Raw genomic sequence first — 17,229 nt, forward strand, 5'->3', positions numbered from 1 at the left:
AAACGGTTGCGGTCAGGCGAGTTTCGTGGCCAACGCGCGACCGGCAGCCCGACCGGAGAAGATGCAACCACCGAGGAACGTGCCCTCGAGCGCGTTGTAGCCGTGGACGCCGCCACCGCCGAACCCGGCGACCTCGCCCGCGGCGTACAGCCCGGGCAGGACGGTGCCGTCCTCGCGCATCACCTGCGAATCGAGGTTGGTCTGCAGGCCGCCGAGCGTCTTGCGAGTGAGGATATTCAGCCGCACCGCGATCAACGGACCGTGCGCGGGATCGAGGATGCGGTGCGGCTTGGCCACCCGGCCCGCCTTGTCCCCAAAGTATTGGCGCGCGTTGGTGATCGCCATCAGCTGCGCGTCCTTGGAGTACTTGTTGGCCAGTTCGCGGTCGCGGGCGACGATCTGGCGTTCCAGCTCGTCGTGGTCCAGGTGCGGGCCGCGCGCGATCTTGTTCATGCCGTCGACCAATTCGCGCAGCGTGTCGGCGACCACGAAATCGACACCGTGCTGCTTGAACGCCTCGACCGGTCCGGGTGCGCCCTTGGCCACCCGGCTCTTGAGCGTGAGCTTGAGGTCCTTGCTGGTGATGTCCGGGTTCTGTTCGGAACCCGAGAGCGCGAACTCTTTCTCGATGATCGACTGGGTGAGCACGAACCAGGAGTAGTCGTGGCCGGTGGCCAGAATCTCCTTCATCGTGGAGTTGGTGTCGAAACCCGGGAAACATGGTGCGGGCAAACGCTTTCCATTGGCGTCGAACCACAGTGACGAGGGGCCGGGAATGATCCGGATGGCGTGGTCGGGCCAGATCGGGTCCCAGTTGATGATGCCCTCGGTGTAGTGCCACATGCGGTCACGGTTGACGATCGCGCCGCCCGCGGACTCGGTGATGCCGAGCATCCGGCCGTCGACGTGCGCGGGCACGCCGGAGATGAGGGTCTCGGGGCAGGGTCCGAGCCGGTCGGTCGGCCAGTTGCGGCGGATCAGTTCGTGATTGTGGCCGATGCCCCCGGAGGTCACGATTACCGCCTTCGCGCGGAACTCGAAGTCGCCGACCACGTTTCGTGACGAGGCCTTGCCGCGCTCCAGATCGGTGTCTTCCAGCACGCTGCCGCGCACACCGACAACGGAGCCGTCCTCGACGATCAGCTCATCGACCTGATGGCGGAAACTGAAGCCGACCAGGCCGCGGCGCTCGCCGTCGAGCACCGGTTCCTGGAACACCCGAACCACCTCCGGGCCGGTGCCCCAGGTCAGGTGGAAGCGGGGCACCGAATTGCCGTGACCGTCAGCGAAGGCCCCGCCGCGTTCCGCCCAGCCGACCAGCGGTGTCACGCGTAAGCCCAAGTCACGCAGATAATCCCGCTTCTCGGTGGCGGCGAATCGGACGTACGCCTGCGCCCACCGGCGGGCCCAGTGGTCCTCGGTGTCGCGGTCGAAGCCCGCCGAGCCGAGCCAGTCTTGCAAGGCCAGCTCGTAGGAGTCCTTGATGCCGAGGCGTCGCTGCTCCGGGCTGTCGACGAAGAACAGTCCACCGAGCGACCAGAATGCCTGCCCGCCGAGGTTGTTGCGGTTCTCCTGGTCCAGGACATGCACCGTGCGGCCCGCCTTGACCAGCTCGTGGGTTGCCACGAGCCCGGCAAGGCCCGCGCCGACGACGATGACGTCTGCCTCTTGCGCGAATTCGGGACTGCGGTTGGCCATGTTCATCCTTCGGTTGCGGTGCTGGGTTCGGTCGCTGTGCTGTAGGCCAGTACGACGTGGCACAGGAGTTCGGTGCGTCGGCGGCGCACCCGACGACTGCGTGGTTCCATCAGGACCTGCACGGTAGTGCCGTCGTGCACGGCGACGAGGGCTTGCCCGAGTGCGGCCGGGTCGGGGACGGTGCGCCCGACGCGGGCCAGTGCGGCGACGATGGTCGGCATCAGCGCCGCGACGATCGCTTCCTCGCGGGCGGCCATCACCTGTCGCAGCGCCGGGGTGCGCAGTGCGTGGGTGGTGAACTCGGCGGTGATGCGGTACCAGGCCTCGTCGATCGGCACCGCGCGATCGAGGCGTTCGACCGCCGCGCGCAGGTCGGTCACGCCCTCGACCGAGAATTCGTCGAGAGTGGCCCGGACACCGGCGAGCATGGCCGCGGACCGCTGCTCCCACATCGCGAGGAACAGCTCGTCGAGCGAGGAGAAATTGGAGTAGAACGCGCCTCGGGTGAATCCCGCGCGGTCACACACGCGCTCGACAGTGGAACGGCCGAAGCCGTCCTCGGCGAAGACTTCGTAGGCGGCTGTGAGCAGGCGGTTTTTGGTTTCGATTCGTCTGCGGGTGACCCGTTTCGCTGGGTTCGCCGCAGCTGTGGGCGATGCCAAGGCGAACCTCCTTGTGCTGGACCGGCTGACTGGATCTTGGATACATCAATGTATCCGATACAGAAATGTATCAGAAGCGAGTGCCGCGAATTCGGGAAATCGAATGGGTAGGGTCGAACACAGACCGTTGTCTCGGCGCGTGCCGGGACCCATACGACCTTCCTGCGGACAGCGAGGAGTGATCGATATGAGCGAGGTTTCAGGCGCCACGTCGATGATCGGCTGGCGGGTGCGGCGGCCGGGACCTATCGATGGCGGTCCGTTGGACCGCGTTCGCGCGCCCGTGCCGCAACCCAGGTCAGGTGAGCTGTTGGTGCGAGTGCTGGCATGCGGAGTCTGCCGGACCGACCTGCATGTGGCCGAGGGAGATCTGCCGGTGCATCGGTCGGGCGTGGTGCCCGGGCACGAAATCGTCGGGGAGGTAGTGGCGCTGAGCCCTGGCGTTCGTCAGGGCGGCGCGGATGCCTTCGCGGTCGGCGATCGGGTGGGGATCGCGTGGCTGCGGCATACCTGTGGGGTGTGTCGGTACTGTCTACGCGGCGCTGAGAATCTGTGCCCGCAGTCGGAGTACACGGGGTGGGATGCGGACGGAGGATACGCCCAGTTCGCCACGGTCCCAGCGGCCTACGCGTTGCGACTGCCCGCAGGCTACTCCGACATCGACACCGCCCCGCTGTTGTGTGCCGGAATTATCGGATATCGCGCGCTGCGGCGGGCCGCGCTGCCGCAGGGCGGTCGGCTGGGGATCTATGGCTTCGGTGGCAGTGCGCATATCGCCGCCCAGGTGGCGCTGGCGCGTGGTGCGGAGGTGCACGTGATGACTCGGGACCCGGCCGCCCGCGAGCTGGCGAGGGATCTGGGCGCCGCGTCGGTGCAGGGTGCCGCGGATCGGCCTCCGGTCCAACTGGATTCGGCGATTCTGTTCGCGCCGGTCGGGGATCTGGTGCTGCCCGCGCTGGCGGCGCTCGATCGCGGCGGCGTGCTCGCCGTCGCGGGCATCCATCTGAGCGACATTCCGGCCTTGAACTATCAGCGGCATCTGTTTCAAGAGCGGGAAATTCGGTCGGTGACCGCCAACACCCGCGCCGACGCGCGTGAATTCCTGGCGTTGGCAGGCAAACACCGTATACACCTGACCGCGCGGGGCTACTCCCTCGATACCGCCGACCGCGCGCTCGCCGATCTGGCACATGGACGCTTCACCGGTGCAGCGGTTCTTGTCCCTTGAGTGGGCGCAGCCGGCGAACCAGGTCAGTGCGTGGCGTACTGCCGCGCTGAGCGTCGGCGCCGCCGCAGATCAGGCGGTCGGGGCAGCAGGCGAATGACCCGCGGCCGCTCGCGTTCGGTTGCTCGACGGCTCCTCGGGGCGTTCCTACAATGAGGATGTGTAGCCGGCTTCTCACCATGGCGTGAGAGGCGATCGCGATGGTCGACCGGAAGGTATCTCTGTTCGACAAGGGGCGGGCGACCCGGGCATTCGCGGTGCTACTGCTCGCGGCCGGAATCACGGCGACGACAAACCTGGGATTGCACGCATGGGCGGGATCCTGCGCGGATGTCGATGTGGTGGTTGCCAGGGGCACCCAGGAATCGGGGTACCTCGGCTCGATAGTCGGTGATCCGCTGTATGACACACTCCGGCAAGCACTTCCGGTGAGCGCCAGTCGGTACCGCGTGAACTACACCGCGGACCTGCTCGATCCGGCATCGCTCAGCCGCGGTACCCAGGACCTGACCGAGCACGTCATCCAACAGTCGGTGGACTGCCCGGATCAGCGGTTCATCCTGGTCGGCTACTCGCAGGGCGCGGTCGTCGTGCACGGTGTCCTCGGCACCGGCATCGTGACCACGCTGCCCGGCATCTACCCGCTGCCCGGCGATCTGGAATGGAAGGTGGTGGCGGTGCTGCTGTTCGGCGATCCGCTCCGAGTCATCGGCGGGAGCGTCCCCGGTCAATTCGCCGAGCCAACCGCGGATTATTGCGCGGGCGGTGATCCGGTGTGTGGCGGCGGAATCGACCCGACCCAGCACTCGAACTACGGCTGGGCGATGTGGCCTGCCGCCTGGTTCGCGGCGAGCCGGGTCTAGAACCACCGGAAATCCGCGCGGCGGGACTTGGCAAGGCAGTCAGCGGCATTCCACAACGGTCGCGCCGGCATCACAGCAGTGTGCTCGCCATCGCGGGTATCCGCTCGCAGCGGCATCCCGGCGCCGAACCATCAGCGGCACCTGTTCCAGGAGCGGGAAATTCGCTCGGCGACCGCCGACACCCGCGTCGAGGCACGTGAATTCCTGGTGCCGGCAGGCGAACACCGCATATACCGGACCGCGCGGGGGTACTCCCCGGATACGGCGGACCGCGCCCTCCCGCGGATCTCGCGCACGGGCGTTTCACTGGCGCAGCGGTTCTCGTCACTCCAGCGAGACCACCGAGGACACGATTGTGCGGTAACTCGGTATCGCTCGGGTCCCGTTGCTCGACGGCACCTCCGGTCGTCCCTACCATCGCGTATATAGCCGAGCAATTGTCACTGACAATCGTCAGAATCTCGGCTTCTCACAACGGCGTGAGAGGTGATCACGATGGTCAACCGGAAGGTTTCTCTGTTCGAAAAGCGGCGTGCGGCGCGGGTATTCGCGGTGCTATTGCTCGTGGTCGGAGTCACAGCGACGACGAATCTAGGAATGCATGCATCGGCGGATGACTGTGCTGAGGTGGAGGTGATCGTTGCCAGAGGCACCCATGAGCCAGGGTTCCTCGGTTCGGTCATCGGCGATCCGCTGTATGACACACTCCTGCAAACACTTCCGGTGAGTGTGGACGCGTACCGCGTGAATTACCCTGCGGATCTGCTCGATCCGGCATCGCTCAGTCGCGGCACCCAGGACATGACCGACCGCGTTATCCAGCAGTCCGCCTGGTGCCCGGATCAGCGGTTCATCCTGGTCGGCTACTCGCAGGGCGCGGCTGTCGTGCACGGTGTCCTCGGCACCGGCATCGTGACCACGCTGCCCGGCATCTACCCGCTGCCCGGCGATCTGCAGTGGAAGGTGGCGGCGGTGCTGCTGTTCGGTGATCCGCTCCGGCTCATCGGGTGGAGCGTCCCCGGTCATTTCGGTTGGCGCACCGCGAATTACTGCGCAGGCGGTGATCCGGTGTGTGGCGGCGGAATCGACCCGACCCAGCACTCGAACTACGGCTGGGCGATGTGGCCTGCCGCCTGGTTCGCGGCGAGCCGGGTCTAGAACCACCGGGAAATCCGCGCGGCGGGACCGACTGGAGTCGGCCCCGCCGCCGGTGTGTTCGGGGACCCGTGCGTACCCGAGCGGTAGGCGCTACCAGTGCAGGCCGGGGACCACCCTGGCCACCCGCGCGGCGGGGCTCGGCACCGCCATCAGCGGGAGCAGCACCGGTGCGAGGGCGAGCAGCGCGCTGCGCTTGGGCGCCGGCACCGACTGGCGTTCGTCGGAGTCGGCGATCGGTACGGCCGGGACCGTTGCAGGAACGCCCTGTGCCGCATGGGATTCGCCGAACATCCGGAAGCCCTGGTGCATGATGGTGCGTTTGACCGTCGGCATCAGCAGTTCGACGGCCTGGGCGAAGGTGCCGACGGGGGTGTCGATGCGGTCGGGCCGGTCGGTCAGCGCCCGCACGACGATGGTCGCGGCCTGGTCCGGGTCGGGGACCGGGAGGGAGCGGTAGAGGTCGGTGGGCGCGATCATCGCGGTGCGGACCAATGGCATCCGTACCGAGGTGAAAGTGATTCCCGCGTCCTGATTTTCGACTGCAGCGATCTCGCTGAAATTGTCGAGGGCCGATTTGCTCGCCACATACGCGGCGAAGCGCGGCACCTTGGTCTGCACGGCAATCGAGGAGATATTGACGATGTGCCCGAAGCGCCGTGCACGCATCGAGGGAAGCAGGGCGAGGATGAGCCGGACCGCGCCGAAGTAGTTGACCGCCATGGTCCGCTCGAAATCGTGCATGCGATCGGTGGAATTGAGCACCGAGCGGCGGATCGAGCGACCCGCGTTGTTCACCAGGTAGTCGACGTGACCGTGGTCGGCGAGCAGGCTGGTGACCAGCGCGTCGACGGCGTCGGCATCGGTGATGTCGCACGGATAGGCATGGGCCGCACCGCCTTCGGCGCGAATGGCGGCGGCGGCCGCGAGCAGGTCGTCACGGCCGCGGGCGACCATGAGCACGGTCGCGCCGCGTTTGGCCACTGCATGCGCGGTGGCGAGGCCGATGCCCGACGATGCGCCGGTGATCAGGACGGTTCGCCCGGTGAACGGGTCACCGTTGTCGGTGGCGTGATCGCGGTTCGGGTCGAGGTTTTCACGCCAGTAGGCCCAGAGCCGCTCGGCGTAGCTGTCGAAGGACGGCACCGACAAGTCGGTGCCGCGCAGCTGGGCGCGGGTGGAGTCGGAGATGAACTCGGCGGAGAAGGACGTGTGTGGCGCGACGGCGGCCGGAATTCCCATCTGCTCCAACAGGAAATCGCGCACGGTGGGAACGCCGGGGATATGTGCGAGGCCGTTGAGCGCGAGTCCACTTCCGGGCACCGTGCCGATCCCAGTCGGTGCGCCCGCGGCTGTCGCCAGTGCGGCATAGATCTCGCCGAAGGGCTGCGGTTCGGGATTGACGAGGTGGAAGGTGCGTCCGTCCAAGCCGTTTCGGCGCACCAGCTCGACCATGGCGGCCGCGACATAGTCGACAGGCACGATGTTCGTCGCGCCGAGATCGGGCAGCGGCACGGGCAGATCGGTGGGTAGTGCACCCAGCTTGGCGATGGCGGGGAAGAAGTAGTACGGCCCGTCGATCTTGTCCATCTCGCCGGTGCGAGAATCGCCGACCACGATGGCGGGTCGATACACGCGCCAGCGCACGCCGCTCGATTCGCGCACGAGCTGCTCGGCGGCGAACTTGGTGCGGTGATACGGCGAGGTCAGGCGCTGGCCGAGGTCGAAGTCCTCCTCGAAGAACTTGCCCTTGTGATCGCCCGCAACGGCCACCGAGGAGACGTGGTGCAGCACCGCGCCCAGCTCGCGGGCGAGCGTGAGTACGGAGTGGGTGCCCGCGACATTGGCGGCGTGTGCGGTGTCCTCGTCGGCGGTCATGTCGTAAACAGCGCCGAGGTGGATGATGTGATCGGCCTGCGGTGCGTCCTTGTCGAGTCCGAGCCTATGCGCGGTGAGATCTCCGACCAGGGCGAAGACACGCTCGCCGCCGTGCCAGTTTTCGGCGAGCTCCGTGAATTTCGTCAGCGATGCGGCGCGCACCAGCACATGCACAATGGCGTCGGAATCCGCGTCCAGGAGTCCCTGCACGACCCGGCGCCCCAGAAAACCGGTACCGCCCGTGACGATGTAGGTAGTAGCCATCGCAATCTCCTGCTCTTGTTCGAACCATGTTGTCGGACAACGCTCATCCGGCATGCAGCAGTGAATGCGGACATCTGGTGATGTCGGCCCCCGAGCGATAGCGGTCGGGCCGAAGTAGGTGACACCTTCGTCCTACTGGTGAGTAACTTTAGTTCGGCCAGCGCGGCCGGGGCAAGCTACCGGGCCCTGTGTGGGCTGTGGGTTTGGTCACCGTATGTGCAGGTCAAAGGGTATGTGTTACACAGAATTTCAGTTACCTGAAGTAATGACTGGTCGCCTGTCCAGATTGCCTGCTGGTGTGTGATCGCCGGCACACGGGCGATTGCCGGTGCGTTGCGAGCTAACGCTTTTCGGCACGGCCGGCAGGTACTTGCAGCGGTGGGCGGCCCATCGCATACGCCTCGAAGGCATCGAGGTCGATAGGTCCGACGGTCTTGTCGAGACCCTCGGTGAAGACGGTGAAGCCGTCGCCGCCCGCGGCGAGGAAGCTGTTGGTGGTGATCCGATAGGTGGCGACCGGATTGAGGGGCAGGCCCGCGATGCGGATGCTGTCGGCGACCACCTGGGTGCCTTTCGGGGTGGAGGCGACATAGGTATAGGTGAGTCCGGCGGGCGACAACACGGTGGGCTTGCCAGGGTTGTCCCACTGCTGTTCCAGTAGACGCAGTACCTGGCTGCCGGTGAGGGTGACGGTGACGACCTGGTTGCCGAACGGTTGGACGGTGTAGATATCGTCGTAGGTGATCTCGCCGGATTTCAGATCGGCGCGCACGCCGCCGGGGTTCATGAACGCCGCCACCGCGGCGGCGGGCGCGGACGAAGTAGCCGCCAGCATGGAGTCGGCGATGACATCGCCGAGTGGCGATTCGCCGGAGGCCGCCGGTTCGTGTGCGAGTGTCTGCGCCGTTGTGCCGATCACCCGGGCCGCCCGGGGTGTGGCCTGGCCGGCATAGAAAGCGACCAGGTCGGCGGTGGCCGAGTCCGGGGTGACCTCGCGGGTGACCACCCGATTCACTGCCGACGCCTGCACCTTATCGGTGCCGAATGTCAGGGTGATGTCGGTGATCAGCCTGCCGTAGGAAGCGGCCTGGGTGATCACCTTGCCCTCGATCGTGCACACATATGGTTGATGGGTGTGCCCGGTGACCAGCGCCCGCACCGCGGGGTCGGTGCGGGTGGCAAGCGCGGTGACCTCGGGGGTGATGTTCGCGCAGCCGTTGTAGTCGACCGCCGCGTCGGGGCCTGCCTTCTGGACGCCGCCATCGTGCAGCAGCGCGACAATGGTTTCGGCGCCCGCCGCCTTCATCTCGGGCACATAGGCGTTGATCGCGTCGATCTCGTCGCCGAACGTGAAGCCTCGAATACCTTCGGGGAAAACAATATTCGCGGTGTCGGGGGTGACGGTGCCGACAACGCCGATCCGGTGGCCGCCGACTTCCAGCATGGTCCACGGGCGCAGCGCCGCTGGCAGTCTGCCCTGGGCGTCGGTGACGTTCGCGGCCAGGTACGGGAACTTCGCCCCGGTGAACGGCGCGCCGGGCGAACAGCCGTCCGGTGCGCAGCCGCCCTGCTGGATACGCGCCAATTCGATGACACCATTGTCGAATTCGTGATTTCCCACCGCCGACGCGGCCAGTCCGGCGGAGTTCAGAAAAGAAATCGTCGGTTCGTCGTGGAACAGCCCGGACATCAGCGGACTCGCGCCGATATTGTCACCCGCCGCGACCACGGCACTGTGCGGAAAGGCCTTCTTCAACCGCGCCAAATGCGTGGCGAGGTACGCGGCCCCGCCGGCTTCGTATCCGGCGATCTTTCCGCTCGAACCACTCGGCGGCTGGAGGTTGCCGTGCAGATCGTTCAGTCCGAACAGGTGCACCTCGTCGGGCTGCGCGGCTCGCAGGTCGTCGGTGGAGATCAAAGGAATCACGCCGGACACGGTGGCGGCGGTCGGACCGCTGTTCTGCTGCGACCCGGTGCCGCAGCTCGCGACCAGTGTGACGCTCACGAACCCGGCCATGGCCACGGCGATGCGACGGTGCGCTCTCATGACCGAGACTTTCCCATGTCGCAGCCCGGTATGCACCCGGTCTCGGCAAGCCATATCCGAGTACACTTCCGATATGGCGAGAGAACGGAAGACTCGGAAGGTGACGGTCACAGTCCCCGAGGAAATCGCCGTGACCCTGGACAAATGGCGTGAGGGCGGGCGGATCGAATCGGTTTCGCAGTTCGTCGCCGAGTCGGTCCGGCAGCGCATGGACCGCGCACAATCTGTTGCCACCATCGAACGCGTCTACGGTGGCAAGCCGCCGCTGGAGATGATCAATCACGGACGCGCACTATTGGGCTTACCACCCCTGACCGAGGATGAGTACGCGGCCGGCGCCGCGTGAACCCGCCGACCCTGACCGGCGTCGTCCTCGATCTCGGCGCAGTCCTCGGCTGGTGCCGACGGGATCCCTATCCGCACGCGATCGCTTGGGCCACAGCAGGATCCGGCAATACGATTGTCGTTCCTGCCGCAGTGCTCACTGCGGCGAGGGCGCTGGTGCCCGCCGGTCAGCTGGATATCCTCGCGGCGCTGCTCGGCATGCCGCACACCGTGGTGCCGGTGCTCGACGTCGGCATCGCCGCCGACATCGGCGGCTTGCTGACCGGGCATACCGACGCCGACGCGCTCGTCTCGGCGGCGCACGCGGTGCACGAAGCCATCTCCCGAAATTGGTCCGTGCTGACCGATCGCGCGCCGGTGCTGCGGCGGTTGCACGCCGAGGTGCAGGCCGACACCATCCCGTAGGGCGGACCTATGTCTCGCCCCTCGGCTCGTGGGCCCTTCGACCCTGGTGTGGAGAGTTGGCGTTTCGTATTCTTGCGATGCGTCGGGGGGTCCATTGCCGGAAGCGTGACGAATACCAGGAGACGGAACCGTCGAATTCGCAATGGGGCAATGGTCGTGAGTAGTTCGTAGGATGAGTGTGGCGCAGTTCGATCACCTGACCGATGACTTCCTGTCGGCGCTGTCGATCGGCGGTGGCGGGATCTCCGCGCTGGCCGATGCGTGCGTGCGGGTGCTGCCGGTGTGCCGCGCTGCGATTCTCATGCGGGAATGCGATGCGGGGCTGCAACCCTGGTGTGCGAGTGATGGTGTCGCCGTCCTCGTCGAGACGGTGCAGACCACCCTCGGCCAGGGGCCTGCGGTGGAGGCCGTCACGCAAGGTGTCCCGGTGTTGCTGGCCGACCTGGCGGCGAGCGGCGAGCGGTGGCCCGGTTTCGCTGCGGAGCTCGCTCGCATCGAAAGGATTGGGCACCCGAGGATTTCCGGACCGATGGTCGCGGTGCCGTTGCATTTGGGTGCGGTCCGGTTGGGTGCGCTCGATCTCTACGGCGAGCATCCCGGTCTGCCGCGGCCCGCAATGATCTCTGCGGGGCTGCACATTGCCGATCTGGTGACCGCACAGCTGGTCGCAGGCGCTGTACAACCGGGTGATGGTGTGCCACGGTGGCGGGATCAGCCGTTGACAAGCGGTGTGATCCATCAAGCGGCCGGAATGGTGATCGGGCAATTGGGTATTCGCGCGGCGGATGCCTACGCGCGGTTGCGTGCCTATGCCTTCGCGCACGGGATGTCGCTGGCCGAGGTGGCCGAGTCGGTGGTCGCCAACCGGATCCGATTCGACGCCGACGCCGACTGATCGCCGACGGCCTGGGCTCACTTCGGTGGTTCGACGACGATGTCGATCCGGCCCTCGACGATGTCGGCGAGGCGAACACCGGTGGTGCGGGCATGTGCACGGATACGCAGGAAGGCCCGATCCATATCGGAGCTGGTACATCCGGGAGCCGGGCGTGTCGACCCACCGATTGTGCACGAGAGCAACGGAATTCGTCGCCTTGGCCATACCATGGAAATGTCGGCGAGTGCGGCGCTGGACTCGACAGGACGATCGGTCTTCGCGTGCGGGGTGGTGCGGGTGTCGGACAGTCAGGTGCTGGTTGCGGCAGTGTCGCGGCTCGCGGACGCGGTCGCTGTTGTCGGCGAGACCCCGCGGATGGTGCGGCAGCTGATGGACAGCGCCATCGACGTGCTGGATCTGGCGGGCTGCACGGTGACGCTCGTCCAGGACGGGCCGGAGAGATTCACTGCGGCGACACCCGACGCCTTGTTGGAGGTCGAGCTCTGTCAGCACCGCACTGGACGTGGCCCGTGCGTGGCCGCGTTGCGGCACGGCGCACCCATCGCGGTCACCGACATCGGCCGTCGTCGTGCGGTGTGGCCGGAATTCTGCGCCGAGGCAGTCCGACAACAGTTTTCGTCGGTGGCGGTGGTACCGATGCGGTCTGGGGATGCCACAGTGGGTGCGCTCGGCATGTACACCCACGAGCCGCGCGACTGGACCGAACAAGATCTCTCGGTGGGCGGTTTACTCGCCAGCATGGCGGCCGGGCACATCGTCAAGTCGACCGCCATTCGTCGCCAGGAACAGCTGACCGAGCAGCTGACGCACGCGCTGGATACCCGGATCATCGTCGAGCAAGCCAAAGGTGTGCTCGCCAATGCCGGGCGGACGACACCCGATGCCGCCTACGAGCTCATCCGAGCCCATGCGCGGACCAATCGCGTGCCGGTGCAGGCGGTCGCCAAAGCCATCGTGGAGCTCGGGCTCCGGATCTGATTCTGCCCCAGCCAATCTCGGCATTCACCGCATGGACGAATTCGCGACGGCACATCGATAAAGACCGGTAGTCTGACGAACGGTGGATCCGATGGCCCCTGTCCCCGGCCGGATTCGTTTACCACACAGCACCGTCCATGCCCTCGACGGAGTGTTTCGACGTATCTCTTTCTTGTCGTATCACTGTTTTCAGGGGGCAATCGTGACCATGCTCGATGCAGAATTGGTGTACCGCATCGGTAATGGCGATCGTGACGCATTTGCGCAGTTGTATCGCCGCACGCGAAACCTGGTGTTTCAGCGAGTTCTCGCCGTTGTCCGAGACCCTGGATATGCCGAAGAAACGTGCCAGGACGTCTACCTGGAAGTGTGGCGGTGTGCGGGTGGCTTCGATGAACATCGCGGATCGGCACTGACGTGGTTACGTATGCTTGCCCATCGGCAGGCGGTGGACCGGGTACGGCACGAGCGGGCGACCGTCGACCACAATCACCAATGGGGCGCCCGCGCCTACCAACCGCCGATGGATGTGGTCGCCGAGGAAACCCTGCGCAACCACGACCGCGAAGCCGTCCGCCGGAGCCTGACCGGTCTGAGCTCGCTGCAGCGCGAATCCATCACCCTCGCCTACTATCGCGGTCTCAGTTATCCGCAGGTCGCGGCCTGCCTCGGCATCGGGCTGCCCGCCGCGAAATCTCGGATCCGCTCCGCGCTGCAGCATCTGAGAACGGATCTCGCCGAGCAATAGCGCCGAGTCGGGGATGCGGTCGCCGCTGTCACGATCGATGCGTGACGGTGGCGACCGTTTCGGCGATATTGGTGCGGAAGGCGCTGGGGGAGAAGGACATTGCGTGGTCGCGGATGGTTGCGGGGTGGTAGGCGGTCGGATCGAAGGCGCGCATGGCCGCGGCCATGCCTTCGATGATGTGCTCGTCGCTGCCGTGCTCGACGTACGCACCGGTGACGCCAGGGCGGACGGTATCGAGCGCGCCGCCCTGTCCGACGGCGAGAACCGGTGTGCCGCAGGCCATTGCCTCGACCGGGACGATGCCGAAATCCTCGATGCCCGGCATGAGCAATGCATTGCAGCGCCGGTAGGTGTCGAGCAGTACGTCGAAGGACGTGGCGCCGAGAAAGGTGGTTTCGGGGCCCGCGATGGCATCGAGTTGGCTGCGGAAGCGGCCGTCGCCGAGGACGACAAGGCGGACCCCCGCGCGTTGGGCGGCGCGGATGGCGAGATCGGGGCGCTTGTAGGGAACCAGCCGGCCTGCGAACAGGAAGAAGTCCTCGCGCGGGATCGCGGCATCCGGAGTGAACTGCTCGACCTGCACCGGTGGGTTGACGACCGTGGCAGGCAGGCCCCACCAGTCCTGGACGCGGTCGGCGACGGCATGCGAGTTGGCGATGATGTGGGTGAGGTGCGGTGCGGCGCGCAGTTCGGCGCGACGGGCGAGCCCGCCGAGGGCGGTGAGGGCCAGCTGCCCGGCCCGCCCGCCCGCCTCTTGGGCGCGGAATTCGGCATCCCACGCCCAGCGGGCGGGGCTGTGGACATAGACGATGGTCGGTGCGTCCGTGGCGAATACGGCCTGGGTGGCGAAGGAGTGATGACTGATGAGGACCGCGTCGAACCGGCCACGCAGCGGCAGGCGGCGCAAGGCTCGCGGCACGAAGGGCAACAGCGGGGCGTGCGAACGGCGACCGGTGGCGGCGTGGGCACGGCTGAGCCAGGTGTCGTGCACCGTCTTCAGCGGCGGCCGAACCCCGTCGGGCTCGATGATCGGTGCGAATACCTCTGCGTGCGGCCAGGTTTCGACGAATTCACCGATGACCGCCTCGGAGCCACCGAACTCGGTGAAACGTTCGTGCACGATCGCAAGGCGAGGCTCGTTCATGCGCTCACCGGCTCGGCGATCCATGTGCATGCGTGGTTGCCGTCGGCGCGGCGATGAGTCATTCGACTTCCTGTCGGAGCACGGGGCCGGTCGGTGATGGACCGAGGAGCGGATTCATGTCGGGTCGATCCTGCGGGGCGCGGCGTGTCGCCGCAATGCGGGGGCGACGGGCCGGCCTTCGAGCAACCCGTCCACACAACCCTGCTCGATCGCCTTGCGATACACCGCCGCCGCCTCGCGGCACGCGCCGACAGTGTGGGCGATATCGGCGTCGGTGTGGGCGGCGGAGGTGACGAAGGATTGCCCGAGGACGCCGCGTTCGAGGAGTTCCTGCAGAAACAGGGTGCGGAACTCTTGGGACGGCTTACCTTCGGGATCTCGGGTGACGAAGATCAAGCAGGATGGGCGGCCCAGCACCTGCAGGTAGTCGGCGATACCGAGTTCGGCCGCGACCGCGTTCACGCCGTCGGCGAGCAGCTGCCCGGCGTGTTCCATGCGGGCGACCGGGTCACCGGTGCGGTATTCGTCGACCACGGCGCGGAAGGCGGCCAGCGAGCCCGATTCCGGGCCGTGCGTAGTGGACAACAGGAATACGCGGTCGTGGTCGGTGCGCAGGCCACCGAGTTCCATGAACTCGCGTTTGCCTGCCAGCGCCGAAATGGGGAATCCGTTGCCCATGGCCTTGCCCCAGCACGACAGGTCGGGGCGGACGCCGTACACCGCTTGCGCGCCGCCGGCCGACCAGCGGAATCCGGTGATCATCTCGTCGAAGACGAGCAAGGTGCCGTAGCGGTCGCACAGATCGCGAACGCCCTCGAGGAAGCCGGGTTCCGGCTCGGCGAGCGCGGTGGCTGCCTCCATGACGACGGCGGCGACCGCGCCGGTGTCGAGCACCGCCGCGAGGGAGGGCAGGTCGTTGTAGCGAAACTTCATGGTGCCCGCTGTCACGTCGCGTGGGATGCCGCTGTCCATCGGAGTGGTCCCGATGAACCAGTCGTCGACCGAGAAGAACGGCTGATCGCACATCGCGATGACACTGCGCCCGGTCGCGGCACGGGCCAGCCGCACCGCCGCCGTGGTCGCATCGGAGCCGTTCTTGGCGAACTTGACCATGTCCGCACCCGGCACAAGCGTCAGGAAATCTTGTGCGGCAAGCACTTCCAGCTCGGTCGGGCGGCTGAAGCTGACCCCGTCGGCGATCGCCGCGGTGACTGCGTCCAGCACCGGCCGGAACCCGTGCCCGAGCGTGACCGACCGCAGCCCCATCCCGTATTCGACATACCAGTTGCCGTCGGCATCCCACACCCGTGCACCGCTGCCGCGGACCAGGATCGGCGCCATGAATTCGGGATACTGATCGGCGCCGCGCGCGTAGGTGTGCGCGCCGCCGGGCACCAGATCGTGCAGGCGGGATTGGAGTTGGTTGCTGCGGGTGAAGGGTCGGCGATCGGCCGACGGGTTGCTACCCGGGACATGGACCATGATCGGCTCCCGATGGGTCGTGAGGCACGCACACAGAAAGCCGTCGGCACGAATCTGTTTGCGCGCGATGGATCTCGGAATCACTGTACGTCCGGCTCGGAGACTTGTCCTCGCGAGGACTGGTCGGTGGGTGTGGTTACCGCCCAGAGGTCGTGGTCGGCGCGTCGACCGGTAGCACCGACGTAGGAGTGCATCCGGCCTTCGCGGATCATCCCGACCCGAGCGGCGACTTCGGCGGCACCGAGATCGTCGAGTTCTATGGCCGTCTCGACCCGGCACAGGCCGAGCTCGGCGAAGGCGTAGTCGAGCAGCAGTTGGGTGGCCGCGACCCGGGTCGGTTCAGCACAGGTGGTGTCGGTCCAGACGAACATCTTGGCATTGCGGTCGAACATGTCGAGATCGAACAGCCTGCCTTCGCCGAAGTACGCGCCGTCCACCTCGATGGCGAGCACCAGTCCGGTCGGGGAATGCAGACCTGCCCTGGCCCGCAGCAATTCGCGCCACCACCGGGAACGGGAGTGCCGTGCCGCCCAGGCGGCTTCGGATTCTCCGGGTCCCGGATCGAGCCGGCCTCGGCTGTGCATGCGCGCCGCGCACCACTGCGCCCAGTCCCCACGCCTGCGGCTACGCAGTACCAGGGCCGGATGTTCGGCGTCGGTGAGCCGGATCGGTTTCGGTGTCCGCAGCGGATCCAGCATGTGCAAGACGCGGCCCGCGTAGTACCGGGCGGTGGCGACGAGCACGATGGTCGCCGGAATCGGTGCCCCCTCGGGAGCGCTCGGCGTGGCCGGTGCGGCCGACACCGGACCGTCGTAGCGGGTGATCCAGCGGGCCGTGAAGCCGTTCGGCGGAACCGCCTCCCGGGTGATCGCCCACAGTTCGTGATCACGCCTGGCGCCGCCGACGTCGAAATATCGCGTCATCATCGCCTCGCGTCGAAACCCCATCAATGCCGCGCCGCGCGAGGTCGCGATGTTCGCGGGCGAGATCGGGGCGGTGAGGCGTTGCAGTCCGGCCGCCCCGAAGGCGAAGTCCAGGATGAGCGATGCCGCGAGCCCGCCGAAACCGTGCCGTGCCATGTCGGCATCCACCCAGAGACCCAGTTCCGCGGACCCGGTGTCGGGTGCGATCGAGACGAGCTCGATCTGCCCGGCGAAGCGCCCTGCGACTTCGATCACCGTGGACAGCCGCCGACCCGCACGCGCCTGCGTGCGGACCACGAGACATTCACGAACCCACTGCTTTCCGCTGTGCCGTGCCGCCCAGTCCAGTGGTGAACTGGTCCAGAACGGCTCGATGGTCCGCTGATCGCGCAACCGGATCCGCCGCCACTGCGCGTAGTCCGCGATCCGGGGCGGCCGCAGCACGACGATGACGCCGTGCAGGGTGGCCGGCCCGAGTCGGATATCGGACAACGAAGGTGGGTGATCGGTCACG

The 17,229-nt window shown here is 66.8% G+C and carries 15 protein-coding genes; 8 read left to right on the forward strand and 7 right to left on the reverse strand.

Going from position 1 to position 17,229, the window contains the following annotated elements:
* Positions 1-12: 12 nt before the first annotated feature.
* A complete protein-coding gene (locus OHA42_RS21190; protein ID WP_406229629.1) occupies positions 13-1,704 on the reverse strand; it encodes an FAD-binding dehydrogenase in 1,692 nt (563 codons plus the stop codon).
* The gene (locus OHA42_RS21195; RefSeq protein ID WP_406229630.1) at positions 1,701-2,360 is read right to left on the reverse strand and encodes a TetR/AcrR family transcriptional regulator; all 660 of its coding nucleotides are present in this window, start codon (positions 2,358-2,360) and stop codon (positions 1,701-1,703) included. The genes OHA42_RS21190 and OHA42_RS21195 overlap by 4 nt, the downstream gene beginning before the upstream one ends.
* Before the next feature lie 214 nt (positions 2,361-2,574).
* Here OHA42_RS21195 and OHA42_RS21200 point away from each other — a divergent pair, with 214 nt between their 5' ends.
* The 3 genes from OHA42_RS21200 to OHA42_RS21210 all read left to right on the forward strand — a co-directional run bounded on the left by OHA42_RS21200 (position 2,575) and on the right by OHA42_RS21210 (position 5,606).
* On the forward strand, positions 2,575-3,588 hold the full coding sequence (locus OHA42_RS21200) for a zinc-binding alcohol dehydrogenase family protein (RefSeq protein ID WP_406239498.1): 1,014 nt from the start codon (positions 2,575-2,577) through the stop codon (positions 3,586-3,588).
* A gap of 197 nt (positions 3,589-3,785) precedes the next feature.
* Positions 3,786-4,448, forward strand: a complete 663-nt coding sequence (locus OHA42_RS21205) for a cutinase family protein (protein WP_406229631.1) — start codon at positions 3,786-3,788, stop codon at positions 4,446-4,448.
* A 495-nt stretch (positions 4,449-4,943) separates the two neighbouring features.
* Complete coding sequence (locus OHA42_RS21210; protein WP_406229632.1) at positions 4,944-5,606, forward strand: cutinase family protein; 663 nt, start codon at positions 4,944-4,946, stop codon at positions 5,604-5,606.
* 90 nt (positions 5,607-5,696) lie between these two features.
* On the opposite strand, the gene OHA42_RS21215 is transcribed toward OHA42_RS21210, so the two are convergent.
* Positions 5,697-7,745 (reverse strand): SDR family oxidoreductase, encoded by a 2,049-nt coding sequence (locus tag OHA42_RS21215; RefSeq protein WP_406229633.1) that lies wholly within the window; start codon positions 7,743-7,745, stop codon positions 5,697-5,699.
* Positions 7,746-8,085: 340 nt separating this feature from the next.
* Positions 8,086-9,792: a bifunctional metallophosphatase/5'-nucleotidase gene (locus OHA42_RS21220; protein WP_406229634.1), complete on the reverse strand. Its 1,707-nt coding sequence runs from the start codon at positions 9,790-9,792 to the stop codon at positions 8,086-8,088.
* Between the two features lie 73 nt (positions 9,793-9,865).
* On the opposite strand from OHA42_RS21220, the gene OHA42_RS21225 reads away from it, so the two are divergent.
* From OHA42_RS21225 to OHA42_RS21245, 5 genes are all read left to right on the forward strand, one after another.
* Positions 9,866-10,138, forward strand: coding sequence for a hypothetical protein (locus OHA42_RS21225; protein WP_328400034.1), 273 nt, complete (start codon positions 9,866-9,868; stop codon positions 10,136-10,138).
* On the forward strand, positions 10,135-10,542 hold the full coding sequence (locus OHA42_RS21230) for a hypothetical protein (RefSeq protein WP_406229635.1): 408 nt from the start codon (positions 10,135-10,137) through the stop codon (positions 10,540-10,542). The genes OHA42_RS21225 and OHA42_RS21230 overlap by 4 nt, the downstream gene beginning before the upstream one ends.
* A gap of 172 nt (positions 10,543-10,714) precedes the next feature.
* A complete protein-coding gene (locus tag OHA42_RS21235; RefSeq protein ID WP_406229636.1) occupies positions 10,715-11,437 on the forward strand; it encodes a GAF and ANTAR domain-containing protein in 723 nt (240 codons plus the stop codon).
* Between the two features lie 216 nt (positions 11,438-11,653).
* Complete coding sequence (locus tag OHA42_RS21240) at positions 11,654-12,418, forward strand: GAF domain-containing protein (protein ID WP_406229637.1); 765 nt, start codon at positions 11,654-11,656, stop codon at positions 12,416-12,418.
* 208 nt (positions 12,419-12,626) lie between these two features.
* The gene (locus tag OHA42_RS21245; protein ID WP_406239499.1) at positions 12,627-13,166 is read left to right on the forward strand and encodes a sigma-70 family RNA polymerase sigma factor; all 540 of its coding nucleotides are present in this window, start codon (positions 12,627-12,629) and stop codon (positions 13,164-13,166) included.
* Between the two features lie 28 nt (positions 13,167-13,194).
* Here OHA42_RS21245 and OHA42_RS21250 read toward each other — a convergent pair whose 3' ends face one another.
* The 3 genes from OHA42_RS21250 to OHA42_RS21260 all read right to left on the reverse strand — a co-directional run bounded on the left by OHA42_RS21250 (position 13,195) and on the right by OHA42_RS21260 (position 17,228).
* On the reverse strand, positions 13,195-14,310 hold the full coding sequence (locus OHA42_RS21250) for a glycosyltransferase (RefSeq protein WP_406229638.1): 1,116 nt from the start codon (positions 14,308-14,310) through the stop codon (positions 13,195-13,197).
* Between the two features lie 114 nt (positions 14,311-14,424).
* Positions 14,425-15,792 (reverse strand): glutamate-1-semialdehyde 2,1-aminomutase, encoded by a 1,368-nt coding sequence (locus OHA42_RS21255; protein WP_406229639.1) that lies wholly within the window; start codon positions 15,790-15,792, stop codon positions 14,425-14,427.
* An 80-nt stretch (positions 15,793-15,872) separates the two neighbouring features.
* The gene (locus OHA42_RS21260) at positions 15,873-17,228 is read right to left on the reverse strand and encodes a GNAT family N-acetyltransferase (protein ID WP_406229640.1); all 1,356 of its coding nucleotides are present in this window, start codon (positions 17,226-17,228) and stop codon (positions 15,873-15,875) included.
* Between the last annotated feature and the right edge of the window lies 1 nt (position 17,229).

Origin of the sequence: Nocardia sp. NBC_01009, from assembly GCF_045208035.1 — a bacterium.
Lineage (GTDB): Bacteria > Actinomycetota > Actinomycetes > Mycobacteriales > Mycobacteriaceae > Nocardia.

Bases quoted from the DNA above. Each gene is read 5' to 3' on its own strand.
- OHA42_RS21250 (WP_406229638.1), bottom strand. From the start codon at position 14,310: ATGAACGAGCCTCGCCTTGCGATCGTGCACGAACGTTTCACCGAGTTC.
- OHA42_RS21205 (WP_406229631.1), top strand. From the start codon at position 3,786: ATGGTCGACCGGAAGGTATCTCTGTTCGACAAGGGGCGGGCGACCCGG.
- OHA42_RS21220 (WP_406229634.1), bottom strand. From the start codon at position 9,792: ATGAGAGCGCACCGTCGCATCGCCGTGGCCATGGCCGGGTTCGTGAGC.
- OHA42_RS21240 (WP_406229637.1), top strand. From the start codon at position 11,654: ATGTCGGCGAGTGCGGCGCTGGACTCGACAGGACGATCGGTCTTCGCG.
- OHA42_RS21255 (WP_406229639.1), bottom strand. From the start codon at position 15,792: ATGGTCCATGTCCCGGGTAGCAACCCGTCGGCCGATCGCCGACCCTTC.
- OHA42_RS21215 (WP_406229633.1), bottom strand. From the start codon at position 7,745: ATGGCTACTACCTACATCGTCACGGGCGGTACCGGTTTTCTGGGGCGC.
- OHA42_RS21190 (WP_406229629.1), bottom strand. From the start codon at position 1,704: ATGAACATGGCCAACCGCAGTCCCGAATTCGCGCAAGAGGCAGACGTC.
- OHA42_RS21225 (WP_328400034.1), top strand. From the start codon at position 9,866: ATGGCGAGAGAACGGAAGACTCGGAAGGTGACGGTCACAGTCCCCGAG.
- OHA42_RS21210 (WP_406229632.1), top strand. From the start codon at position 4,944: ATGGTCAACCGGAAGGTTTCTCTGTTCGAAAAGCGGCGTGCGGCGCGG.
- OHA42_RS21200 (WP_406239498.1), top strand. From the start codon at position 2,575: ATGATCGGCTGGCGGGTGCGGCGGCCGGGACCTATCGATGGCGGTCCG.
- OHA42_RS21235 (WP_406229636.1), top strand. From the start codon at position 10,715: ATGAGTGTGGCGCAGTTCGATCACCTGACCGATGACTTCCTGTCGGCG.
- OHA42_RS21245 (WP_406239499.1), top strand. From the start codon at position 12,627: ATGCTCGATGCAGAATTGGTGTACCGCATCGGTAATGGCGATCGTGAC.